Origin of the sequence: Mycobacterium aquaticum (assembly GCF_002086485.1) — a bacterium.
GTDB lineage: Bacteria > Actinomycetota > Actinomycetes > Mycobacteriales > Mycobacteriaceae > Mycobacterium > Mycobacterium aquaticum.
This window is the reverse complement of sequence record NZ_MVHF01000035.1, coordinates 26,596-48,820: the sequence shown is the minus strand read 5'-3', so window position 1 is coordinate 48,820 and position 22,225 is coordinate 26,596. Positions and strand designations below refer to the sequence as shown.

The following is a 22,225-nucleotide window of genomic DNA, read 5'->3' as shown; positions in this document are numbered from 1 at the left end:
AGGAGGCTGCGTTACGCTGCGTCCTTGTCCTTCGTGGGTTGCTCGGTCTTCGGTTTGTCGTCGGGCTTGGTGGTCTTGGGCTTGACGAGGTTGGTCAGCGATTTGGCGGCATCCCGCAGCGATGGCAGTTTCAGCTTCTTGGTATCGGGTTGTGCCGTCGCAAGTTTCGGCACCTTCGGGGTGGTGGTCTGCTTCGGCAGATCGGGGAGCGACGGCAACTTCGGCAGGTTCAGCGTGATCGGTTTCTCCGGCAGCTTGGTACTGGTCGGGGTGTCAACCGGATCCGTGGACTGCGTCGTCTTCGATTGCGTCGACGATTCGGTGGCGGACGTCAGGTCCGGGGTGGGTTCGGTCGCGATCCCGCTGTGCACCGGTGGCGGCGGGTTCTGGAAGTTGTTGACGCCCTGCTGGACGGCCCCCGGCATGGCTGCCGCGGCCTCGACGAACTTCTGCGGCGGCGTGAACAGGCTGAACTGTGTGGGCGTGGCGGGGTTGGTGGTGCGGTCGTAACCCATGTCGACGAGCACGCGCAGCACCGGCTCGACGGCATCGATGCCGCCCTGCGGCAGGCCCAGTGCGTCGGCGACCTGGCGCGCAGGCATCAGCAGGGGCAGATGATCGGTGTGCACCACGTAGTAGGTGGTGGTGGCCTTGCCCGGCTGATTGACGACGGTCTTGGTGGTGCCGTCCGCGTAGTGGTAAGTCGTTGTGTCGCCGGCGGTTTCATGGCTGACGGCATTGGCGTCGGAGTACTGGCTCATGTCGATGTTGTCGTAATTCGCGTCGGGGTGCACATAGACGACGGCGGCAGCGGCGTTGGCGAGCGACAACGGGTTGAAGTACGCCGGGAAGTCCCCGTAGGTGTCGTACTCCCGGGTGATGTCGGTGGTCGTGAACTGGTCGGGCCCCATCGCGCCGGTGGACTGGATATCGGCGAAAGGCACATAGAGCCACGGGAATCGGGCGAAGATGCCGCCGTTGGGCTTGTTGGCGTTGGCGATCAGGACGAACTCGATGTTCTTCGGCGCGGTCGGATCGGTCTCGAGCTGCTTGCGCTGCTTGTTGGTGACGACCGCACCGAGGGAGTAGCCGACGACGACGATGTGATCGTCGGCAGTGTTGGGTGAGTTCGCGCTCGAAATCGCCTGGCCGAGCTTGCTGTTTCCGTCGTTCACCGACTGCGCGAACGTCGGTGCGGTCAGTCCGCTGACCGGCCAGATCGCGGCCAGATACTGCACGCCGTGCGCGTCGCTGTACTGGCCGTCGAGCTTGTGGTTGATATTGCCGCTCGTCGGATCATTGTTGCCGCCGACGCCGATCACGTAGTTGGTCAGGGTGGCGGCGATGGTCGCGCTGTTCACCGCGACCGGCGTGATCAGAACACAACTGGCGGCGAGTGCCGCGGTACCTGCGACTGAACGACGAGTCGACCGCTTGTTACCCGCATGACGACCAGACATCCGGACCCTCCCCGCAAACGTCCGTCGCGTCCGAGGCTAACTCGTGACGCGTTGGTGATCAGACAGTAGCGGTGAAGTTGCTGGGTGTGATCCGATTGGGCAAACTTGCCCAGGGAAGGTTCCGCGGTCTTTGCGAACGGAAACGCTTAGGGTTCTTCGATCGGCACGCAGTCGTGCAGGCAGCCACTGGTGGCCGCCTGCGACTCGGGTTCTGCTTTGCGGTGCAGCACCGCCCGGCTGGGGATGACCCGCACCTCGTCGCCCGCCAGTTCGCCTGTCCCGTCCACGATCAGCGAGTAACCGCCCGGTTCGCGGGGCGGCCAGATCACGGTGACAGCAGGGTGCGCGGCGAGATTGGTGCGGGTGTGCCGACCGGCGGTACCGACGCCGATGACGCCGTCGGTCAGCACCGGATCGACGGCCACGGTGTGTGCGCGGAAGTCGTCGCCGACGGTGATCAGGTAGGCGAAGGCGAAGTCCGCCAGCGCATCGGCCAGCTGGTCCAGATCCACCTTCACGCTCATGACGCGACCTCAGGGATGGGTTGCCTGCCGCGCACCAGCTTGCCCGGCCGGGCGTCGGTGGGTACGCCGTGCTCGGCGATGATCTGTCCGGACACTACGGTGGCGACATACCCGTCGGCACTCTGGTCCAGCCGGCGGCCGCCTGCCGGAAGGTCTTTGGCCACTACGGGCTTGTGCAGCCGCAGCGCGCCAGGATTGAGCACATTGAGATCGGCCTTGTAGCCCACGGCAATTCGCCCGCGGTCCAGCAGGTGTGCGACGCGTGCGGGAACCGACGTGAGCTGACGGATCGCCTCGGCCATCGACAGCCGCCCCGTGGCGCGGTCGCGCACCCAGTGCGTCAGCAGGTAGGTCGGGAAGCTTGCGTCACAGATCATCCCGTAGTGGGCGCCGCCGTCGCCGAGGCCCAGCACCACGTCTTCGCGGCGGATCAACTCGGCAACGGTGTCCAGTGAACCGTCGCGGAAGTTGGCCAATGTCACCAAGAGCATGGCGTGGCCGTCATCGTCGAGCAGGCGGTCGTAGGCCTCTTCCAGCGGGTCGACACCGCGGGCGCGGGCCCGCGCTCCGATCGAATCCGCCTGTGACGGTTCGTAATTCGGTGGGTCGCCCAACGGATACATGTAATCCCAGGCCTGCGCGGCGAACATCAGCGGGTGCCCGTCGCTGCTTGGCCGGTCGGCCAGAATGCGCTGTCGCACTTCGGGTTTACGCATCTCGGCGACCCGCTCGGGCAGCGGCAGGCCGGCGATCTGCCGGTACGACGGGTACATCACGAACGGGTTGCCCGAAAGCTCCAGCCCGAGCACCAGGCCGATGGGGCGGGGAAAGATCTGCGCCGTAACGACTGGCTCGGCCGCCGCCGCGTTTTGATTCGCCTTCTCCACCATGCGTAAGGCGTCTTCGAAGAACGCCGGACCGGCATTGCCGATCGCCAGCGTGAAGGTCACCGGGAGGCCGACCTCGGAGGCGACGTCGAACACGGTCTGCAGTGCGGGTTCGTAGTCACCCGCGACGAGATCGGGCACGAACTGGATCAGGCCGCCACCGGCGTCGTCGACGCCCCGGGCGATCGCCTCGATCTCGTCGTGGCCCGCGTCGTAACTCGGAATCGGTTGGCCGCTTTCGGTTTTGTGGATCGTCAGACGCGACGACGCGAAGCCCAGCGCGCCGACCCCGACGGCCTCGGCGGCGAGTTTGCGCATCTGCGCCAGATCCTCCGGCGTGGCCGGTTCCCGATCCACCCCGCGTTGGCCCATCACGTACACGCGCAGCGGCGAGTGGGGCAGCAGGGCGGCGACATCAATGTCGCGTCGGCCGGCGTCGAGAGTGTCGAGAAACTCTGGGAATGTTTCCCACGTCCACGGCAACCCGTCGACCATCACCACGCCGGGAATGTCCTCGACCCCGGCCATCACGTCGACCAGCACGTCGTGATCCTCCGGCCGGCACGGCGCGAACCCCACACCGCAGTTGCCCATGACCGCAGTGGTCACACCATGCGCCGAGGACGGCGTGAGCCGGTCACTCCAGATGGCCTGCCCGTCGTAATGGGTGTGCAGGTCGACGAATCCCGGTGTGACCACCAGGCCCGTGGCGTCGATATCGCGTGCACCGGAACCGTCTACCGATCCGACCGCGACGATCACGCCGTCGCGCACCGCGACGTCCCCCACATAGGGTTCGCCGCCCGACCCGTCGACGATCAGGCCGCCGCGGATGCACAGATCGAATGTCGCGGCGTCAGAGAAATAGCCCACCTAAACAACGTACGACGATCCGCGCCGTAGGGGAATGTGTCGGCGGCCCATGCCAAGATCGACCTCGTGATCGACCACTTCGGAATCAACTGCACCGACTGGGCCAAGTCCAAGGAGTTCTACGACACCGTGCTCGGCGTGCTCGGGTACGGCCGCCAGCTCGACTTCGACGTTGCGATCGGCTACGGCCGGGACGGTAAGCCGGACTTCTGGATCGCCGACGCCAGTGTTGGAGATGCGGCTGGCCCCAACCGGGAAATCCACGTGGCGTTCGCGGCGGCTGACGTCGACGCGGTCAAGGCGTTCTACGACGCCGCAGTGGGTTTGGGCGCCGAATCGCTGCATGAGCCGCGGCTGTGGCCGGAGTACCACCCGGGTTACTTCGGGGCATTCGTGCGTGATCCCGACGGCAACAACGTCGAGGCGGTCTTCCACGGGGCCGCGGGCTAGGAGGTGCCCTTGGGCTCGAACGATTCCATCAGCCAGGAGCCGTGGACATTGGTCAGCCCGATCATCACGGCGTTCTGTGACTGCGACGGGGACTGATCGCCCTTCGTGGCGGTGGTGTTGACGAAGGCCAACACGCGGGCGGTGTCTTCGGACAGGCTGTCGACACCGGCCCGCACCACAGTGGCCGTCGAGGTGATGCGGGTTTGGTGGGCCTGAGGGATGACCGAGTTGCGCATGGTCTTGTCGTACTCGGTCAGGAACTTGCCGGTCAGCAGCGCGGTGCGGGGGCCGAGGTCGGCTTCGCTGATGTCCGGCGTGTAGCTCATGACCGTCTGCAGGTTCGTGCGGACCACGTCGATCACCTGCTGCCGTGCCGCGGCTCGGTCGGCCACCGGATCGGGCACCGGCCTGGTCTTGACGATCAGCTGCCAGCCGCCCAGGCCCGTTGCCACCGCGATGCCCAAGCAGAGCAGTGCGACCAGCAGTCCCCAGGCGACCCGTCGCGCGGTCATGGCACGAACTCCACTTTCGAGACCTTGTAGGAGCCGGCGGTTTCGACGACGGTCAGCACCAGCCGCTGTGCTCGGTTCTGCGTCCCGGAGGCGGTGGTGCTGGTGTCGGTGGAGACGCTGACCAGCACGACCGCTTGTCCCGGTGTGAATGATTCGAGGCCCGAAGCGCTGACGGTGCCGTGAGACGTCGAGCCGTTCGTCACCACCACCTGCTTGAATGCGTCGGCCTGCTTCTGGAAGTCGTCGTGGAACGCCCCGGTCGATCCGTCGAGCACCCGCTGGATATCGGCATCGATGCTCGCCGCGCTCACCGACGACACCGTCACGGCGAAGTCACGCGCGGCGTCGACATACGGTTGCCACTGCGGCTGTGCGGTGGACGCGGCGGGCGCGCTGCGGACGAACTGGCTGACGGCAAAACCGGTGGCGCCCAACAACACCAGGGCCAGCACCGCGGGAATGGCGATGGCGGCGACCAACAGTGCCGGGGATTTCCGCCCCGGGCCCGGCGGTGGCGGATAGCCCGGGAACGGCGGATAGAACGTCGGGGCGTTGTGGATCGGCGGAGGCTGCTGCCACGGATCCGGTTGACCGCCCATGGGCGTGATAGTAACGGCGCTCGACGTCGCGGACAGGTCGGGACCTGCGGGTAGCGTCGCTCTCATGACCTCCGACGAATCCGACGCTGTCCGCGAACTGCTGCGCGATGCCTTCTCCCGGCTGATCGAACACGTCGACGATCTCACCGACGGGCTCAGCGACGAAGCCGCCACCTATCGCCCCACGCCGCAGGCGAACAGCATCGCGTGGCTCATCTGGCACACTGCGCGCGGCCAGGATCTGCAGCTGTGCGACATCGCGGGGTTCGAGCAGGTGTGGTTCCGCGACGGCTGGGTGGACCGTTTCGGTCTCGACTTGCCGCGCGACGACATGGGCTACGGCCACAGTGCCGCTGATGTGGCCAAGGTGCGTGCCTCGGCAGACCTGCTGGCCGGCTACTACCGGGCCGTGCACAAGGTGACACTCGAGTACATCGCCACCGTCACGCCCGAGGAGCTGAGCCGCATCGTCGACACGCGGTGGAATCCGCCGGTGACCGCGAGCGTGCGGCTGGTCAGCATCGTCGATGACTGCGCACAGCATCTGGGGCAGGCCGCGTATCTACGCGGCATGATCGGTTGATCACGCGGTGGTGGCCGCCGATCGGACTGGTAGCCATGTTGCTGCTGGGCTGGGCCGTCGGTCAGGGGCCGACCGCTGCCGACACGTGGTTCCAGCAGCTCGGTTCCGATATGGGGCCATCGCGCACCGCGTTCCTGGTGTTCACCTACCCACCCGCGGTGACGCTGGTCCTGGTCGCCGTGATCGTCGTGACGCTGCGCCGACGACAGTGGTGGTTGGCGGTCGCGATGCTGCTGAGCACGCCGCTGGCCACGCTTGCCGTGCAGGTCTGTAAACGCATCTTCGGCAGGGAGAAAGGCGGCGCGCTGTGCTATCCCAGCGGCCACACCACCTTCGCGGTCGTGGTGCTCGGCCTGCTGGTGGTCGCGGCTGGCATCGCCGTGTGGTCGTTGATCGTCGCGATCACCCTCGGGCTGCTGGCCATGTTCGGCCAGGCCATCACCTATCACTACTTCACCGACACCATCGGCGCAGCGCTGCTGGCGACGTCGGTGGTGTGCGTGGTCGCCCTCGTCGCCCGACGTGAGGTCCAGGCCGCATCGGCGGCCCGCCTCACTTGACAGGTGTCAACCCCGGTGCGACCTGCGTCACACACGGTGGTTAACATGGCCCCATGACAGCGACGCCAGATGTTGATCGGCCGGCTCCGTTCACGGGATCCGGCACCATCCACAGCCCCGCGACCGGCGCCGTCGCCGGCCAGGTGCGCTGGACTGATGCGGCCGATGTGCCGCGGATCGCGGCAGGCCTGCGTGAGGCACAGCGCGAGTGGGAGGCCCGGGGCGCGAAGGGACGTGCCAAGGTGCTGGCCCGCTACGCCGTGTGGCTGGGCGACCACCGCGACGAGATCGAGAAGCTGCTGATCGCCGAGACGGGCAAGTCGGCGGTCGACGCGGCTCAAGAGGTGCCGCTGCTGATCATGATCCTGGCGTACTACATCAAGACGGTGGAGAAGGCCATGGCGCCCGATACCCGCCCGGCGCCGTTGCCGTTCCTGTCGGTGAAGAAGATCGCCGTGTACTACCGGCCCCGCCCGGTCGTGGGAATCATCGCGCCGTGGAACTACCCCGTCGCCAACGCCATGATGGACGCCATCGGAGCGCTGGCCGCCGGTTGTGCGGTGCTGCTCAAGCCGTCGGAGCGCACCCCGCTGACCGCCGAGGTGCTCCTTCGCGGCTGGCTGGATTCGGGTGCTCCCGAGGTGTTGGCGCTGGCCCAGGGAGCCCGTGAGGTGTCCGAGGCCGTCATCGACAACTCCGACTACATCCAGTTCACGGGTTCCAGTGCGACCGGCGCCAAGGTGATGGAACGCGCCGCCCGGCGGCTCACCCCGGTGAGCCTCGAGCTCGGCGGCAAGGACCCGATGATCGTGCTGGAGGACGCCGACGTCGAGCTTGCGGCCAACGCCGCGGTGTGGGGCGCGATGTTCAACGCCGGGCAGACCTGCGTCTCCGTGGAACGCGTCTACGTTCTCGAGCCGGTCTACGACCAGTTCGTCGCGGCCGTGGTGCGCGCGGTGGAGAACCTCAAGATGGGCTCCGGCGAGGGCTACGACTTCGGCTCCCAGATCGACGACAGCCAGGTCGCCATCACCGACCGGCACGTCACCCAGGCTGTCGCCGCAGGCGCCAAGGCGCTCACCGGCGGCAAACGACCGGAGGGCGAGGGCAGCTTCTACCCGCCCACGGTGCTGGTCGACGTCGATCACACGATGTCGTGCATGACCGAGGAGACCTTCGGCCCGACCCTGCCGATCATGAAGGTGAGTTCCGTCGAGGAGGCCGTCCGGCTGGCCAACGACAGCCAGTACGGGTTGAGTGCCTCGGTGTTCTCCAAGGATATCGACCGAGCGAAAGCGGTTGCCCTGCAATTGGATTGCGGCGCAGTCAACATCAACGACGTGATCTCGAACCTGATGTGCACCACGGCCCCGATGGGCGGCTGGAAGACCTCGGGCATCGGCGCGCGGTTCGGCGGGGTGGACGGTGTGCGCAAGTTCTGCAAACAGGAAACCGTGGTGGCGCCGCGCACGAGCGTGGGGGCAGGCGGCAACTACTACAACAACTCGCACAAGGCGTTGGCCCGGATGAACAAGCTGATGACCAGGCTGGCGCTGGCCCGGCCGCGGCGAGTGGCCAAATAGGCAGGACGGGGCGCCACCTGGCGTTCACTCCGGTGTCACCCACCGGTACAACGAGCTGGCTATTTTCGGCGGGTGACCACCCTGGATCCCACCGGCTACTCCGTCCGCGATGACGATGACGACGACCCCGAGCTGCTGCTCATGCCGAGCGGCGAGGTGGTCGACACGTGGCGCGAGGGCTACCCGTACGACGAGCGGATGAAGCGCAGCGAGTATGAGGAGCAGAAGCGGCTGCTGCAGATCGAGTTGCTCAAGCTGCAGAAGTGGAGCCAGGGCAACGGCTTGCGGCACGTCATAGTGTTCGAGGGCCGTGACGCCGCAGGCAAGGGCGGCACCATCAAACGGTTCATGGAGCACCTCAACCCGCGCGGCGCCCGGGTCGTCGCATTGGAGAAGCCCACCGAGAAGGAACGTACCCAGTGGTACTTCCAGCGCTACGTCAATCACCTGCCCGCGGCCGGTGAGATCGTGCTGTTCGACCGCTCCTGGTACAACCGGGCCGGGGTCGAGCGCGTGATGGGGTATTGCACCCCCAAGCAGCATGCCGAGTTCATCCGTCAGGCCCCGTTGTTCGAACAGATGCTGGTCAACGATGGCATCAGCCTGACCAAGTTGTGGTTCTCGGTCACCCAGAACGAACAGCGCACCCGGTTCACCATCCGTCAGGTGGACCCCGTGCGGCAGTGGAAGCTCTCGCCTACCGACCTCGCGTCGCTGGACAAGTGGGACGACTACACCGCGGCCAAAGAGGACATGTTCGCCTGGACGGACACCGAGATCGCGCCGTGGACCGTGGTCAAGAGCAACGACAAGAAGCGTGCCCGCATCAACGCGATGCGCCATGTGCTCGGTAAGTTCGACTACGACAACAAGGATCGTGAGGTGGTCGGCCAGGCCGATCCGCTGATCGTGGGGCGCGCGCTTTCGGATTGACCCAGATCCGCTTCTGGGCCGTCCCCGAGTTGAGGAGGACGGCGTGCGGTTCGTGATGGCGCTGCTGCTGTGGGTACTGACGACGGTGTTGCTCGCCGTAGCGGTGCCCACGGCGTGGGCCCAGAAGAACATCGTCGATCAGGCGGGCTACTCGGCGTTCGCGGCGGCTGCGGCGAAGGATCCGCAGCTGCAGCAGGCGGTGGCCGGTGAGCTCACCACGCAGGTGCGTACGTTGGCGGCCAAGAACGGCGCCGAGGTGAACGCGGCCCTGATCCGTGGCGTGGCCAACGCCTACACCGCGGGCCCGATGTTCCCCGGCCAGTTCGCGAAGGCCAACGAGATCGCCCATAGGTGGATGTTCACCAACCAGCTGACGCGCGACGAGAACGGCTCCTGGGTCGTCGACCTGGCTCCGATGCTGGCGGATTCGTCGTTCCAGGAGACCCTGTCGCAGTTCAACGTCAAGGTGCCGCAGACGCTCACGGTGCCGATCGCGGCGTCGGCTCCCGAAGCGCTGCAGCCGGGCAAGCTGCGGCCGCTGGCGGTGTGGGGGCCGTGGGTCAGCGTGGGGGCGACGATCCTGGCCGGAGTTTTCGCCCTGCTGACCTTGGCCGTTGCCCGTGCGCGCGGTAAAGCGCTTGCCGCGCTTGGTGTCTCAGCGCTTCTGGTCGGTGCGGCCGGGTGGGCCGGGCTGGAGGCGGCCCGGCGCTACCTCAACAACGCGCTCAACCACACCAGCGGTGACATCCGGCAGGCCGCCGACGCGATGGTCAACCATGCCATCGCGAGCCTGCACCAATGGCTCAACCTGACCTTGGCCGTGGGTGGTGGCCTGGTGGTGTTCGGGGTGATCGTGGCGATGCTGGGCGGGCTGCGTCGCCGCCCGAGTGACCGGTAGGCCGCCTGCCTCAGCCGGTGGGGTCGACGCGCCCGGATTCGCGGGCCGTGCGGGCCAACACCTGCGGTCCGGTGGTCAATGCCTTGCGCCAGGGCGCGACGCCGTCGACCTCGATCTCGATCGAGATGCTCAGCACGGTACGGATGAGCACGATCATGCCGAGCACCGCGGCATCGGTGAGTGACGGCGTTGCGGTGACGGTTTTGACGATGTCCGCCGCGACGAGCAGTTCCAGCCCGAGCAGGATCGCCCCGCCCAGGGAATCTCGCAGCGTCTTGAATGCACGGCTGCCGTCGCCGCTGCGCCGCCACGCTCGGATGGCCAGGACGAACGCGAACAGGAATCCCAGCACCATCGACGAGACGCCGAGCACTTCGAACGCGGTCGTGGCCTGTTCGAAGAAGTCCTGTACGTGCACCCGATATCCCTTCGAAAGTTACGGCTCGATGATGTGCGACGGGTCGGGGCGGCGATCGGGCGGGGCCTGGCTGTAATCGCCCCAGGGCCCGTCGCGGTGCTCGATCGCGCTGCGCACCCCCTGCTGTGCTGCGGTGTCGATGAACCGCAGCGCGTCGGGAGTGTTCCGCATCAACCCGTCCAGGATGCCGCCCAGGGTCTGGGTGGAAGCCAATCCCATGTTCTCGTAGGCCTGGTTGACGATGAGTTTCTGAGCTTGCAACTGCGACAAGGGGATCCGGGCCAGCTTCGCGGCCACTTCGGCCACCCTGGCCTCCAGCAGCTCGAACGGCACCGATTCGTTGATCAGCTCCACAGCGGCGGCTTCCTTGCCCGTCAACGGCTCACCGGTGAGCGAATGCCACTTCGCCTTCGCCAGGCTCAGCCGGTAGAGCCACATTCCGGTCAGGTAGGCGCCCCACATGCGCGCGTAGGGTGTGCCGATGACGGCGTCGTCGCTGGCGATCACGATGTCGGCGCACAAGGCGTAATCACTGGCCCCGCCCACACACCAGCCGTGCACCTGCGCGATCACCGGCTTGGACGCCCGCCAGATGGCCATGAATTTCTGGGTCGGCCCGGTCTCGCGGCTGCTGACCATCGCGAAATCCTTACCGGGATCCCACCGGCCGTCGGTGTTCATCGCCTCGCCCCAGTGCTGGAAACCGCCACCGAAGTCGTAGCCACCGGAGAACGCCCGGCCCGCGCCGCGCAGCACGATCACCTTGATGTCCGGATCGCGCTCGGCCAGCCCGATGGCCTTCTCGATCTCGTCGGGCATGGGCGGGACGATGGTGTTGAGGTGCTCGGGCCGGTTCAGCGTGATGGTCGCGACGGGTGCAGCTGTCCGGTACAGGAGGGTTTCGAACTCGTGGGCCATCCCAGCAGTCGAGTCAGCTTCGGCGCTCAAGTCAAGAGTCGTCGTGGCGCCTGCGGAAGTTCTGCAGGCCCACGGCGATGCGGACGTCGGCGGGCGCCTGATCCTCGTTCAGGGTCGACTCGGTGATGGCCAGCGCGATCAGGATGTCCGCGGTGGTGACGAACAGCCCGGCCCAGTACATCCATTTCACCGTCGGGTCCGGCTGCACGGCGAAGAAGATGACGAGGAAGATCGGTCCGACGATGCCGAAGACGAACATCATCCCTTGTATGACGAGGTAGCGGCGCAGCGTCTCCACCGGCGTGAGCATATGCGTCATGCGCTGTCGGTGCTCGGTCCTCGGTATGGGCCGATCAGGTGGCGACGAGTGACGGTGCCACACCGTGTTTCATGTCGATCTTCATCAGATCCGTACCGACGATCACCGTTCCGTCGAACCCGGTTCGAGCGACCTTCGCGTACTCCTCGTCGGAGACCCATTCCGGGTTGGACGGAACGAGGTGACTGAGCACCAGTGTCCTGACTCCCGCCCGCGCTGCGATGGCGCCGACTTGGGTGTCGGGCGTATGTGCCTTGGCGAAATGCTCGAGAAGGGCGGGTGGAACCCCGGTTTTCTCGTAGAAGGGAAGGTTGATCACCTCGTGGACGAGGATGTCGGCGCCCCGGGCGAGAGTGACGACGTTGTCGGATGGGCCGGTGTCGCCGGAAAAGACGACTGAGCCATCGGCGGTGTCGAAGCGGAATGCGAACGACGGGAACACCGGTCCGTGCGGGACGAGGATGGCGGTCACCTTGACCCGGTCGTCCTCCATGACGGGGAAGGGCTGCATCGGCGGCGCAGTGGTGCCCAGCGCGTTCGCCCCGACCGGTGGAATCGCGATGTCGTGCACGTCGGCGAGGGTGTTGACGTCACGAATGTCGGTCTCGCGGATGAAGATGTTGTGGCTGTAGGCGTAGCCCTGGGTGAGGCGTTGCGTGAGCTCGGTGATGCCCGGTGTGGGAGCGTCCGGGTCGACGGTGGGCGCGCCTGCCTTGGCCGGCGGCGGTAACGCACCTGCTGGTCCGGGTCCGTACACGTGCACCGGCCCGGCGAGGTTGTCACCGGAGTCGTTGGTGACGCTCCCGCCGAGCAGGAAGTAGTTGTAGTAGTCCGCAATGTGGTCCGCATGTAGGTGCGTGATGAAGATGCTGTCGAGGGACTTGAATTCCAGGCCTGCACGCAGGTATTGGGTGACGGAGCTGCGGCCGGCGTCGATCACGTAGGTGTGTCCTCCGACGGTCAGCGCCGAGGATATCCCGGTGCGCACGTAGTCCGCCGGGGGTCCACCGCCGGTACCCAGCAGCGTCAGACGCGTGCCTTTCGGCGGATCGGCCTTGGTGATCTCGGCGACCGGTGCCGGGCCCGCGCTGTCGGGGCGATCGTCGTGACCGCATGCAGCCGTGATCGGGATCAACAGCGAAGCGAGTGCCGACGACTTCAACACCGTCCGGCGATTCATTGCCTTGGGCGCGCAATCACACATGGGGAACGCCGATTTCATGCACGTTGAACTTCTCCAGGTCGGTCGCCAGGCCGGCATACACCGCGGGCTTCGAGGTCTTCAGATACGCCCCGTAGCCCACCCCGCCGAAGATCGCGAGGATCAGCAGCAGAGGCATGAGCCGGATCACCAGCGCGTCGGACCCAGCGACGATGTCGAAGTTCGCGACCGCCAAGATCGAAATCGCCAGCAGGCCAAGGAATCCGATGCCCGGTGCGACGAACGTGCTCCACGTCCGGCGATCATGTGTGCGGCGGAAGTAGACGACGATCGACAACGCCGCCAGCGCCTGCAGCACTATGACGCTCAGGGTGCCGAATCCGAGCATGCTGGGCACCAGCGAGGTGATCGGATCGAGGCCTGCCAGCGCGAACAGGCCGGAAACCACCGCCGCGAACGTAGCTTGCACGATGCCGGCCACCTGTGGCGCACCACCGGATCGGGTGCGCGCCAGAACCGTCGGCAACACTTTCGCGCGGCCCAGCGCATACAGATAGCGAGTCGCCGAATTGTGGAAGGCGAGCATCGCGGCGAACAGGCTGACCAACAGGAGCACCATCATGACATCGGTAAGGGCACCGCCAAGATACTTCTGCGCCAGGCTGAAGATGAGGTCGCCCGTGGGCAGGTGGGCGACGGCGGACTCTTGTGCCTGCGCGAGGCCCGTCGCACTGACCACCGCCCACGTGGTGACACCGAGGATCACGCCGATGCTTGTGATCGCGATATAGGTGGCGCGCGGGATGGTGCGCAGCGGATTGCGCGCCTCTTCGCTGAACAGCGCTGTCGCCTCGAAACCGAGATAGCCGGTGGCCGCCAAGAGCAGACCGATGGGCAAAGAACCGGAGAACACGGTGCTGGGGCTGAATGCCGAAGCGTCGTAGCCGGTCTGCACCAGCACCGAGATGTCGAAGACCACCAGGATCGTCGTCTCGAGGACCAGCGAGACGCCGAGCACCCTTGAGCTGAAATCGACTCCGCGCCGCGCCATGATGAACGACACGACGATCGATGCCAATCCCCAGACGTACCAGTGCAGGTTGAACCCGGTCAGATCGGAGATCACCAACTGCATGAAGAAGCCACTGGTGCCGATGGTGCCGACCACGAAGAAGTTGTAGCCGAGGGTAGCGATGAAGCCCGCGATGAGGCCGCCGGTGCGGCCGAGACCCTTGACGACGAAGGCGTAGAACCCGCCTGCGTTGACCAGCTGCTTGGACATCTGCGCATAGCCGACGGCGAAGAGCAGCAACACAGTTGCGACGATGAAGAACGACGCAGGAGCCCCGCCGCCGTTGCCGAGGGCGATCACCAGCGACGCCACCACGACGATGCCGGTCAGCGGCGCGACGGCGGCCAGGACCAGGAAGACGATGCCAGCGACGCCGAGGGCGTTGCGGCGTAACTGGGTATTGATCTCGCTCACGGCGGTCCTCTCGAAAAGGTTTGTCTACAGCCCGATCGACACGCGGGTATCGAGTGCCAACGTTCCGGGATCGACGACGCACGAGCCGCCGTCGACCGGTAGCACCGCGCCGTTGACGTACGACGCGGCATCCGACAGCAGCCAGCACACCGCGCCGGCCACTTCGTCGGCCGAGGCCGCGCGGCGCTGCGGCACCATCGCCGTCGCGAGCCGGTACGCCTCGGCGGTCGAGATCCCCCTGGTTTCCCCCAATTCCGCCATTTCCATGTCGGCCATCTCGGTGGCGGTCCAACCCGGGCACACGACATTGGCGCGCAACCCGTCGGGACCGTGATCGACGGCCAGCGATTGCGTCAGCAGGATCAACCCGGCCTTGCTCGCGGAGTACGCCGCCATCGCCTCGCTGGCCCGCAGCGCGGCGACCGAGGACACCGCGACCACCGCACCGCGCGCGGCCAACAGGTGCGGAAGTGCCTCGCGGACAAGCAGAAACGGTCCGGTCAGATTGACCTGCAGAGTGTCTTGCCAGTCCTCGACCGACAATTCGTCGACCCGGCCCACCCGGATGATCCCGTGGTTGAGTACGAGCCCGTCGAGGCGCCCGAACGCCGCGAGGGTCTGTTCGACGACAGCGCTCACGCCGGTCGCGCCGCTGACGTCAGCGACGATCGGAAGGGCACCGGTCCGTTCGGCCACCCGCGCCAGCGGCTCGGCGCGACGCCCACAGATCGCCGCGCGGTGGCCCGCCGCCGCGAGCTGACCGGCCACTGCCGCACCGATTCCGGAGCCGCCGCCGGTGACGAGGACGACGCGGTCGCTTCTCACCGCGGTCCCCACGGTTCGGCGATCGCGACACGGTCGAGGAAGGTGTCCACCAGTCGGCGCGCGCGCACGGCGGCTTCGGCTTCGGCAGCTTCGGTCTGGGCGAGCAGGACGTCGGGATCGAGGCCCGCCGCCACCGCCTCGCGGTCCCCGCCGAAGGCCAGCCAGCCCTTGAGCACCGTGCTGTCGACCTCGGGGTGGAACTGGAGCGCGAGGTTGCGGCGCAGCGTGAATGCCTGTGGGGCAGAGCCGTTGCGGGCCACCTCGATGGCGTCCGGCGGCGTCATCCAGCGGTCGTAATGCCACTGGAACCATGGTCCGGCGAATACGGGATCGTCGGAGTGCACGGGCCGCCAACCGATTTCCGGGAACGGCGACTTGTGCACCAGGCCGCCGTGCGCGGTGGCGAGCAGCTGACCGCCGAAGCAGATCCCGAGCACCGGTACCGCGATCCGGTCGGCTTCGCGGAGCAATTCCAGCTCGGGCTGCACCCAGCCGGCCACCTCGGCGGCGTACGTGGACCACGGCGCACCGAGCACCAGCACCGCGTCATAGCCGGCGGGGTTCGGAAAGTCGAATTCGACACCGGGTTCGTGGTGCTGCTCGGCCGGGACCACGACCCGCTCGTCGATGTCGTACCCGCGCACGGCAAAACGGTCGGCGACCGCGCCTGCAGGCGAGATGTGATCGTGCGCGATCTGCAGCAGCCGCGGCATCTAGTGCGCCGCCATCGAGTCGGCGCGGCGCATCACGTCGGCGCAGAACGCAGGCAGTTCACGGGCGTCGTCGATGAACATCGACGGCTTCACGCAGATGGTCGTGAATCCCCGCTCCAGCTGCCCCGGAACGGAATCCATGGCTTTGCCGATATCGGCACACGAGTGGTCGTCGGGAAACTCGACCCGCACCCCGCCGACCATCTCCAGGTCGGACAGGTCGCGACCGGCCGAGGCCATCGCCGTCCTGATCGCCTGCACGTCAGCAGGGCTCGGCGCGCCGAGCGGATGGAAGCCGTGGCCGTAGCGCACCAGGCGCTCGACCACCTTCCCGTGCGCAGTCTGGCCGCCGAACCACATGCGCGGTCCGTCGTTACGAAAAGCCTTGGGCTCCAGGTAGATATCGTCGAAAGAGAAGTAGTGGCCGTGATAACTGGCAGGTGAGGTGCGGAACACCAGATCCATCACCGCCAGTTGCTCGTCGAGGATGCGGCCGCGCTCGGCAAAGGGCACCCCCATCGCGACGTACTCGTCGCGGCTCCAACTGACGCTGGGCTGCACCACCAGCCGCCCCTCGGACAACAGGTCAAGGGTGCCGAGTTCACGGGCCAGCAGAAGCGGATGCCGCAACGGCGCCAGCACGGCCGCGGCGACCAGTCGGATCCGGCTGGTCACCGAGGCCATCGCGGACAACAGCATGAGTGAGTTGGGCCACGGCGTGAACGGATCCTGGTTGCCCGGCAACGCATATGCGCGCGGATTGGCCATCACGCCCTTGTCGCTGGCGTCGGGCCCGAGCACGATGTGCTCGGAGATCATCACCGAGTCGAACCCGGCATCCTCGGCGATCTGTGCCCACCGCACGAGATCGCCGAGGTTTCGGCCGTCGGTGAGAGTCCAGTTCTCGCTGAGGATCAGCAGCATCCTGGGGGTCGTCATGGGCTCAGAAGGTGTTCGACAGGTCGGGCTTGCGGATGCCGCGGAACTCCCAGTCGCCACCCTGGGCGGTGGAGAGCACCTCTTCGCTCTCGGTGGGCTGGGCGCCCACATCGCTGCGAATGGCGTTGGGGCCCTCGACAATGTGGTTGCGCAGCACGCCGAGACCTTCGACCTCGACTTCCACGACATCGCCGGGGTAGACGGTGCGGGAGATGGCCGGGGTGCCCGACAGCAGGACATCCCCGGGCTGCAGCGTGATGGTGCGGGCGATGTCGGCGACGAGATAGTGCATGTCCCACTCCATCTCGTTGGTGTTGCCGTCCTGGCGGACTTCGCCGTTGACGATGGTCCGGATCCGCTTGTCGCGGAAATCCCAGCCCTCGACGACGCCGGGACCCAGCGGGCACAGCGTGTCGGCGCCCTTGACGCGCAGCATGGAACCGGAGTCGGTATCGCGGAAGTCGTGCAGGCCATAGTCATTGGCGACGGTGTAGCCGCGGATGTAGTCACCCGCCTCGGCGGGGGAGATGTTGCGGGCGGTACGGCCGATGACGATACCCACCTCGCCCTCGTAGTTGAGCCACTTGCAGCCGCGCGGACGGACCACGGCCGAATCGTGCGCGTTGAGCGAGGACACCGGCTTGTGGAAATACGTCGGGGCAGGCGGCAGTTTGGTCAGCAACTCCTTCACGCGGGAGGAGTAGTTGAGGTGGACGCAGATGATCTTGCTCGGGGTGACCGGCGCAAGGTGCCTGGCGTCGGCGACAGCCACGGTACGGCCGTCACCGGCCACCAGGGTGTCGCCATCGCGGACAACGTCAACAACGTTGCCGTCCAAGAGGATTCGGCGGTATTCGCGTAGCGTCATTCGTCAGCTCCTTGTGCGTGGCCGGTCAGCCGGCTGCCGTGAGTTCGGGGCCGCCGTTCTGGCGGACGTAGTCGGGATCGGTGGGCGTGCGCCGTGGCCGGGGGAAGCCGCCGGCGGGGCGGTCGAACCAGTAGTGCACCTGACCGGTGCCGACGGAGTTCTCGTATTCGCCGTAGCGCCGACCGGTCGCGGTGCAGTCACCCTCGCCGATGGCACCGATCATCATCAGGTAATGACCGAACCGGGCCTCGGGCTTGAACCGGTAGAACTCGTTCATGGTGTCGAGAACCCGCGCGTGGTCGCCGGCTTCGAACCAGGCCATCCGTTCGGCGTCGGCCGCGGCGGCATCGCTGGTGAAGATGTGTTCGGCTCCGGACGCCTCGTGGTCGCGCAGCTGGCGCAACGGCCAGAACGTGTGCGACAGCGCGCCGGAGGCGATCAGCAGCACCCTGCGGTCGGACTCGGCGATGGCGTCGCCCAGCGCGCGGCCCAGCCGCAAATTGTCCTCGGTGTCGGCGGTCTGGCAGACCCCGATGCTGATCCAGCGCTTGTCCGGCAGACCCTGACCGAGAAACTCCCACACGTTGGTGGTGGCATAGAAGATCGGCAGCGAATCGTCGTCGATCGCGGTGATCCAGGTGCTGTGGTCTTCGCCCTTGCTGGCGACGAGGTGCGCGAGAGCCGGGTCGCCGGCGATGTCGTAGGGCCGCCGGCTCATCCCGCGGGGCAGTTCCTCCGACGTGAACAGCCCGGTGCGGCGCTCGTGCGCGGTGACGACGAATTCGACTGTGGTGGCCCAGTGTGAATCCAGGACGACGACGGTGTCGTAGTCGACTTGATCGAACACGTCGCGACGCAACTCGTGCAGGCCCGACACCAGCGTGGTGTCCTCACCGTTGTTGAGTTCGCGCCGGGTCTTCTCGGGCAGCACGATGGTCGGTACGTGCGCGATCAATCCGGCGCCGACGACTTCGCCCATCAGGAATTGCCTCCGTTGCCCGTGGTCCACCCGTTCGGGGAGAACACCGTGTTCTTGACATCGCAGTAGAAGTCGAACGACCATGGGCCGCCTTCACGGCCGATGCCCGACTTGCCGTTGCCTCCGAACGGGGCACCGAGGTCGCGGACGAAGAAGCAGTTGACCCAGACCGTGCCCGCGTTGAGCAGAGCCGAAACTCGTTCGGCGCGTTCGGGATCCCCGGTGACCAAGGTGGCGGCCAGGCCGAATCGGGTGCTGTTGGCCATCGCGATGCCTTCGTCCTCGTCCGCGAAGGTCTGGATCGTCAGGACCGGGCCGAACACCTCTTCGGTGAGGATCTCGCTGCCCGGCCGCGCATCGACGAGGATGGTGGGCCGGAAGTAGAGCCCGCCGAGGTCCTCGTTGGGGCCGCCGCCGAGCACCGCGCGGGCCCCGTCGGCCAGCGCACGCTCGACGAAGCCGCAGACCCGCTCGAAATGCGGACGGCTGACCAGGGCGCTGACGTCGGTGGCCGGGTCACGCGGGTCGCCCTGGACAACCGACTTGGCCTTGGCCAGCACACGATCGAGGAACTCGTCGTGCAGGCTCTCGTGCACCAGCACCCGGAAGGCGCCGAGGCATACCTGACCGGCGTTGTCGAACTGCTCGACCGCGAGATCGACGGTCAGGTCCAGGTCCGCATCGTCGAAGATCAGCAGCGGTGACTTGCCGCCCAGCTCGAACGACAGCGGCACGATGTTCTTCGCCGCTGCCTCTGCGATGACCCCAGCGGTCGGCACCGATCCGGTGAACGACAGGCGGCTGATGCCCGGGTGTCGGGTCAGCGGCGCGCCGGCACCCGCACCGGTGCCCTGCACGACGTTGAAAACCCCGGCGGGGAGCCCGGCCTCGTGTGCGATGTCGGCCAACAGCGACGCGGTCAGCGGCGCCCACTCCGGTGGCTTGAGCACCACGGTGTTCCCTGCGGCCAGTGCGGGGCCGATCCGCCAGGTGGCGAGCATGAGCGGGGCGTTCCACGGCGTGATGATCGCGACGACACCGGCCGGATCGAAGCTGACGCGCTGCCGGTGACCGCGGACTTCGTCGATGGGGTGGGCGATGCTCTCGGCAAGGTCGGCGAAATAGCGGAAGTTCATCGCGACGCGCGGCATCACCCCGCGCTGGTGGCTGCGCAGCAGCGAGCCGTTGTCGCGGGTTTCGACGCGGGCGAGCTCGTCGCGACGGGCGTCGATGCCGTCGGCGACGGCACGCAGGATCTCGGCGCGTTGCTTGACCGGTAGCGCCGCCCAGCCGGCGAACGCCTCGCGGGCCGCGGCGACGGCGGCGTCGACCTCTGCCTCGCCACCGGCATGCACCTGCGCGATGGGCTGCTCGTCGATCGGGGAAATATCGGTGAACGTGGTGTCGGACGACACCCGCCTGCCGCCGATCCAGTGCCGGGTGTCGACGCGCACGTCCTCGACGTCTGCGTAATCGACGCTCATCGGGTTGCCGCCGTGTCCGCCGGGGTCAGTTCGGCCAGGCTGCGTCCGCCGTCCCAGACGACGCCGATCTGCCGGTAGTAGCCGCCGATGATCTCGTCGACGCGTAACCGGGACAGTTCCTCGGTGGGGGAGTCGAAGATCTCCACCTCGACATCGCCCGTCCAGGCCGGTCCGCCTTCGAATTCGCTGGCGCCCGAAGCGATCAACTCGGCATAGCTGTCGGGTGCGCCCTTGGCGATGCCGGGATAGATCCGGTGGTGCGCCATCGGGTGGCCGTTGACGAAGCCGTTGGTCTCGCACTGTTCGCGCAGGGTCAGCACGGCCTGTGCGAGCCGGCGGTCGCCCGCGGCGAGCGTCGCGCCGAAGATGCCGCCCGGTGCCACCTGAGGCGCGGCGTGCGAGAACGGATGCGGACGGGTCTGCCACATCGAGCCGAACTTCTTGGGATAGCCCTGATGTATGCCGCGCGCGATGGCGAAGTCCTTGTCCACCCAGATGTACACGCAGCGCGAATAGGTGACGCCCTCGAACGCGCAGCGCACGACGACGAAGGCCTCCTTGTACTGGGCGCGCACCGGGTCGAGCAACTCTTCGCGCGACGCCGAGCACGACTGCCAGTCGGCCCAGATCAGTGCGACGGCGCCGGGGTCCTCCGGTGCCAGTTCCAGCGGTGCGGGCAGCAGCTCGGCAACCCGGGCCGGATCGGTCCGGTACTCCACGGTCAGCAGGTCTCCGGAGTAGTACCACGGCGGTGAGGGAATGATGGAGGACCGGCCGGTGGCCGTGCGGGGGAAGAAGAACCCCTTTTGATCGTTCATGTGGCTCCCGTCGAGAGATCGTTCGCATCCGTACGATAACTTGTTCGGGTCCGAATGGCTACCCTTGCGGTGGAGGTTTTCGACCGTTATCGTTCGGGTACGAACAATATCTCGAACGGAGGAGAAACGTCGTGGAGAAGCCCTCGCACGTTCCGCTTGCTGACGTCGACCTTGCCGACCTTGATCGCTTCGCGCGCAATGAGGGGTGGGGCATGTTCGACACCCTCCGCGACGAAGCGCCGGTGTATTTCAACGCGGAACCGGCTCCGAACAAAGGGTTTTGGGCGATCACGCGACATGAGGACATCTGCGCCGTCGACAAGGACGCCGAGACCTTCACGTCCACCAAGTTCGTCAACCTCGAAGAGGTGGACGACGACCTGATGGACATCCGGCGGTCCATGCTGGAGACCGACGGCCTGCGACACCGGGCCCTGCGCAAGCTCATCCAGCGGGAGTTCAGCCAGGGCAACCTGATGCGCAACTACGAGGAATTCCTGCGCGGGCTGACCAAGTCCACCGTCGACGCCGCACTGGCCAAGGGGGAGTTCGACTTCGTCAAGGAGGTCAGCGCGGACTTTCCGATCCAGGTGCTCGCTCGGCTGCTCGACGTGCCCGACGAGCACACCGGCCAGCTCATCGACTGGGGCAACGAGATCATCGGCAACACTGATCCGGACTACAGCGACCACTTGCTCGGGGACCCCGAGACCGCCAAGTACAAGCACCTGCCGTTCAGCTCGCCCGCCTCGATCGAGGTGTTCGAATACGGGCGCAAGCTGGCCGCCGAGCGCCGCGGCGGGTCGGGCACCGATCTGGTCAGCATGCTGGTCAACAAGATCCCAGAAGACGGTAATGCCTTGTCGGCCACCGACTTCGACAACTACTTCCTGCTGCTGGTGGTCGCCGGTAACGAAACCACCCGGCACACCATCAGCCACACCATGCTGGCGCTCCTCGAACACCAGGATCAGCTGCGTCTGCTGCAGCAGCAGCCCGAGCTGATCCCGTCGGCCACCGAGGAGTTCCTGCGCTGGGCATCGCCGGTGTACCACTTCCGGCGCACCGCGACGCGCGACGTCGAACTCGGCGGCAAGGAGATCAAGGAGGGCGACAAGGTCGTCATGTGGTTCGCCTCGGGCAACCGCGACGATGCGGTCTTCGAGAATCCCTACGAATTCGACGTCACCCGCACCGACGTCAACCACGTCACCTTCGGCAAGGGCAGCCCGCACCTGTGCCTGGGCAACAACCTGGCCCGGATGGAGGTGCGGCTGATGTTCGAGGAGCTGATCCCGCGGCTTGCCTCGATCGAGTTGGCCGGCGACGTGCGCCGCGTCCGCAGCAATTTCGTCAACGGAATCAAGACGCTGCCGGTCAAGGTCACCACGCCCTGAGTCGTCGATGTGCCGGTTCACCCCGGGTGCGGTCATC

24 protein-coding genes are annotated in these 22,225 nt (G+C 66.7%); 7 read left to right on the top strand and 17 right to left on the bottom strand.

Features of this window, described 5'->3' with window-relative positions:
* Positions 1-11: 11 nt before the first annotated feature.
* From BST13_RS27150 to BST13_RS27140, 3 genes are all read right to left on the bottom strand, one after another.
* Positions 12-1,460, bottom strand: a complete 1,449-nt coding sequence (locus BST13_RS27150; protein ID WP_083167569.1) for a PE-PPE domain-containing protein — start codon at positions 1,458-1,460, stop codon at positions 12-14.
* A 146-nt stretch (positions 1,461-1,606) separates the two neighbouring features.
* Positions 1,607-1,984 carry a hypothetical protein gene (locus tag BST13_RS27145; protein WP_083167566.1) on the bottom strand — a complete coding sequence of 126 codons (378 nt, stop codon included), beginning with the start codon at positions 1,982-1,984 and terminating at the stop codon, positions 1,607-1,609.
* Positions 1,981-3,744: an N-acyl-D-amino-acid deacylase family protein gene (locus tag BST13_RS27140; RefSeq protein ID WP_083167564.1), complete on the bottom strand. Its 1,764-nt coding sequence runs from the start codon at positions 3,742-3,744 to the stop codon at positions 1,981-1,983. The genes BST13_RS27145 and BST13_RS27140 overlap by 4 nt, the downstream gene beginning before the upstream one ends.
* 66 nt (positions 3,745-3,810) lie before the next feature.
* Here BST13_RS27140 and BST13_RS27135 point away from each other — a divergent pair, with 66 nt between their 5' ends.
* Entirely contained in the window at positions 3,811-4,194 is a 384-nt protein-coding gene (locus BST13_RS27135; RefSeq protein WP_083167640.1) for a VOC family protein, read from the top strand.
* Here the strand turns inward: BST13_RS27135 and BST13_RS27130 are convergent.
* Positions 4,191-4,706, bottom strand: a complete 516-nt coding sequence (locus BST13_RS27130; RefSeq protein WP_083167561.1) for a hypothetical protein — start codon at positions 4,704-4,706, stop codon at positions 4,191-4,193. The two genes, BST13_RS27135 and BST13_RS27130, sit on opposite strands and share 4 nt — an antisense overlap.
* Positions 4,703-5,305 (bottom strand): hypothetical protein, encoded by a 603-nt coding sequence (locus tag BST13_RS27125; protein WP_083167558.1) that lies wholly within the window; start codon positions 5,303-5,305, stop codon positions 4,703-4,705. The genes BST13_RS27130 and BST13_RS27125 overlap by 4 nt, the downstream gene beginning before the upstream one ends.
* A 64-nt stretch (positions 5,306-5,369) precedes the next feature.
* Here BST13_RS27125 and BST13_RS27120 point away from each other — a divergent pair, with 64 nt between their 5' ends.
* The 5 genes from BST13_RS27120 (at position 5,370) to BST13_RS27100 (ending at position 9,862) form a co-directional block, all read left to right on the top strand.
* Positions 5,370-5,888, top strand: a complete 519-nt coding sequence (locus BST13_RS27120; RefSeq protein ID WP_083167556.1) for a mycothiol transferase — start codon at positions 5,370-5,372, stop codon at positions 5,886-5,888.
* Positions 5,885-6,448, top strand: coding sequence for a phosphatase PAP2 family protein (locus tag BST13_RS27115; protein WP_083167553.1), 564 nt, complete (start codon positions 5,885-5,887; stop codon positions 6,446-6,448). The genes BST13_RS27120 and BST13_RS27115 overlap by 4 nt, the downstream gene beginning before the upstream one ends.
* Positions 6,449-6,501: 53 nt before the next feature.
* Entirely contained in the window at positions 6,502-8,031 is a 1,530-nt protein-coding gene (locus BST13_RS27110) for an aldehyde dehydrogenase family protein (RefSeq protein WP_083167551.1), read from the top strand.
* Between the two features lie 72 nt (positions 8,032-8,103).
* Positions 8,104-8,964, top strand: a complete 861-nt coding sequence (gene ppk2, locus BST13_RS27105; RefSeq protein ID WP_083167548.1) for a polyphosphate kinase 2 — start codon at positions 8,104-8,106, stop codon at positions 8,962-8,964.
* Positions 8,965-9,007: 43 nt separating this feature from the next.
* Positions 9,008-9,862 (top strand): hypothetical protein, encoded by an 855-nt coding sequence (locus BST13_RS27100; protein WP_083167546.1) that lies wholly within the window; start codon positions 9,008-9,010, stop codon positions 9,860-9,862.
* A 10-nt stretch (positions 9,863-9,872) separates the two neighbouring features.
* Here the strand turns inward: BST13_RS27100 and BST13_RS27095 are convergent, their stop codons facing one another.
* From BST13_RS27095 to BST13_RS27040, 12 genes are read right to left on the bottom strand one after another with little or no spacing between them, the layout of a single operon-like run.
* Positions 9,873-10,280 carry a DUF1622 domain-containing protein gene (locus BST13_RS27095; RefSeq protein ID WP_083167543.1) on the bottom strand — a complete coding sequence of 136 codons (408 nt, stop codon included), beginning with the start codon at positions 10,278-10,280 and terminating at the stop codon, positions 9,873-9,875.
* An 18-nt stretch (positions 10,281-10,298) separates the two neighbouring features.
* The gene (locus BST13_RS27090) at positions 10,299-11,198 is read right to left on the bottom strand and encodes a crotonase/enoyl-CoA hydratase family protein (protein ID WP_083167541.1); all 900 of its coding nucleotides are present in this window, start codon (positions 11,196-11,198) and stop codon (positions 10,299-10,301) included.
* Positions 11,199-11,229: 31 nt separating this feature from the next.
* Positions 11,230-11,517 (bottom strand): hypothetical protein, encoded by a 288-nt coding sequence (locus tag BST13_RS27085; protein WP_425437058.1) that lies wholly within the window; start codon positions 11,515-11,517, stop codon positions 11,230-11,232.
* A 34-nt stretch (positions 11,518-11,551) separates the two neighbouring features.
* Positions 11,552-12,697 (bottom strand): MBL fold metallo-hydrolase, encoded by a 1,146-nt coding sequence (locus BST13_RS27080; RefSeq protein WP_083167538.1) that lies wholly within the window; start codon positions 12,695-12,697, stop codon positions 11,552-11,554.
* Between the two features lie 16 nt (positions 12,698-12,713).
* A complete protein-coding gene (locus tag BST13_RS27075; RefSeq protein ID WP_083167536.1) occupies positions 12,714-14,165 on the bottom strand; it encodes an APC family permease in 1,452 nt (483 codons plus the stop codon).
* A gap of 24 nt (positions 14,166-14,189) precedes the next feature.
* On the bottom strand, positions 14,190-14,990 hold the full coding sequence (locus tag BST13_RS27070; RefSeq protein ID WP_083167635.1) for an SDR family NAD(P)-dependent oxidoreductase: 801 nt from the start codon (positions 14,988-14,990) through the stop codon (positions 14,190-14,192).
* Complete coding sequence (locus BST13_RS27065) at positions 14,987-15,703, bottom strand: type 1 glutamine amidotransferase (protein ID WP_083167533.1); 717 nt, start codon at positions 15,701-15,703, stop codon at positions 14,987-14,989. Before BST13_RS27065 ends, BST13_RS27070 begins: the two co-directional genes overlap by 4 nt.
* Positions 15,704-16,642 (bottom strand): TIGR03619 family F420-dependent LLM class oxidoreductase, encoded by a 939-nt coding sequence (locus BST13_RS27060; RefSeq protein WP_211296194.1) that lies wholly within the window; start codon positions 16,640-16,642, stop codon positions 15,704-15,706.
* Between the two features lie 4 nt (positions 16,643-16,646).
* Positions 16,647-17,510 carry a fumarylacetoacetate hydrolase family protein gene (locus BST13_RS27055; RefSeq protein ID WP_083167528.1) on the bottom strand — a complete coding sequence of 288 codons (864 nt, stop codon included), beginning with the start codon at positions 17,508-17,510 and terminating at the stop codon, positions 16,647-16,649.
* 25 nt (positions 17,511-17,535) lie between these two features.
* Complete coding sequence (locus BST13_RS27050) at positions 17,536-18,489, bottom strand: DODA-type extradiol aromatic ring-opening family dioxygenase (RefSeq protein ID WP_083167526.1); 954 nt, start codon at positions 18,487-18,489, stop codon at positions 17,536-17,538.
* The gene (locus BST13_RS27045; protein WP_083167523.1) at positions 18,489-19,973 is read right to left on the bottom strand and encodes an aldehyde dehydrogenase; all 1,485 of its coding nucleotides are present in this window, start codon (positions 19,971-19,973) and stop codon (positions 18,489-18,491) included. The genes BST13_RS27050 and BST13_RS27045 overlap by 1 nt, the downstream gene beginning before the upstream one ends.
* Entirely contained in the window at positions 19,970-20,791 is an 822-nt protein-coding gene (locus BST13_RS27040) for an acetoacetate decarboxylase family protein (RefSeq protein ID WP_083167520.1), read from the bottom strand. The genes BST13_RS27045 and BST13_RS27040 overlap by 4 nt, the downstream gene beginning before the upstream one ends.
* A gap of 131 nt (positions 20,792-20,922) precedes the next feature.
* Between BST13_RS27040 and BST13_RS27035 the strand changes: the two genes are divergently transcribed.
* Positions 20,923-22,188 carry a cytochrome P450 gene (locus BST13_RS27035; RefSeq protein WP_211296193.1) on the top strand — a complete coding sequence of 422 codons (1,266 nt, stop codon included), beginning with the start codon at positions 20,923-20,925 and terminating at the stop codon, positions 22,186-22,188.
* Positions 22,189-22,225 lie beyond the last annotated feature (37 nt).

What these genes read in the sequence shown, in the direction of transcription:
- BST13_RS27150 (WP_083167569.1), bottom strand. Translation starts at nt 1,460, where the DNA reads ATGTCTGGTCGTCATGCGGGTAACAAGCGGTCGACTCGTCGTTCAGTC.
- BST13_RS27145 (WP_083167566.1), bottom strand. Translation starts at nt 1,984, where the DNA reads ATGAGCGTGAAGGTGGATCTGGACCAGCTGGCCGATGCGCTGGCGGAC.
- BST13_RS27130 (WP_083167561.1), bottom strand. Translation starts at nt 4,706, where the DNA reads ATGACCGCGCGACGGGTCGCCTGGGGACTGCTGGTCGCACTGCTCTGC.
- BST13_RS27125 (WP_083167558.1), bottom strand. Translation starts at nt 5,305, where the DNA reads ATGGGCGGTCAACCGGATCCGTGGCAGCAGCCTCCGCCGATCCACAAC.
- BST13_RS27120 (WP_083167556.1), top strand. Translation starts at nt 5,370, where the DNA reads ATGACCTCCGACGAATCCGACGCTGTCCGCGAACTGCTGCGCGATGCC.
- BST13_RS27110 (WP_083167551.1), top strand. Translation starts at nt 6,502, where the DNA reads ATGACAGCGACGCCAGATGTTGATCGGCCGGCTCCGTTCACGGGATCC.
- BST13_RS27090 (WP_083167541.1), bottom strand. Translation starts at nt 11,198, where the DNA reads ATGGCCCACGAGTTCGAAACCCTCCTGTACCGGACAGCTGCACCCGTC.
- BST13_RS27085 (WP_425437058.1), bottom strand. Translation starts at nt 11,517, where the DNA reads ATGACGCATATGCTCACGCCGGTGGAGACGCTGCGCCGCTACCTCGTC.
- BST13_RS27080 (WP_083167538.1), bottom strand. Translation starts at nt 12,697, where the DNA reads ATGAATCGCCGGACGGTGTTGAAGTCGTCGGCACTCGCTTCGCTGTTG.
- BST13_RS27065 (WP_083167533.1), bottom strand. Translation starts at nt 15,703, where the DNA reads ATGCCGCGGCTGCTGCAGATCGCGCACGATCACATCTCGCCTGCAGGC.
- BST13_RS27060 (WP_211296194.1), bottom strand. Translation starts at nt 16,642, where the DNA reads ATGACGACCCCCAGGATGCTGCTGATCCTCAGCGAGAACTGGACTCTC.
- BST13_RS27055 (WP_083167528.1), bottom strand. Translation starts at nt 17,510, where the DNA reads ATGACGCTACGCGAATACCGCCGAATCCTCTTGGACGGCAACGTTGTT.
- BST13_RS27050 (WP_083167526.1), bottom strand. Translation starts at nt 18,489, where the DNA reads ATGGGCGAAGTCGTCGGCGCCGGATTGATCGCGCACGTACCGACCATC.
- BST13_RS27045 (WP_083167523.1), bottom strand. Translation starts at nt 19,973, where the DNA reads ATGAGCGTCGATTACGCAGACGTCGAGGACGTGCGCGTCGACACCCGG.
- BST13_RS27040 (WP_083167520.1), bottom strand. Translation starts at nt 20,791, where the DNA reads ATGAACGATCAAAAGGGGTTCTTCTTCCCCCGCACGGCCACCGGCCGG.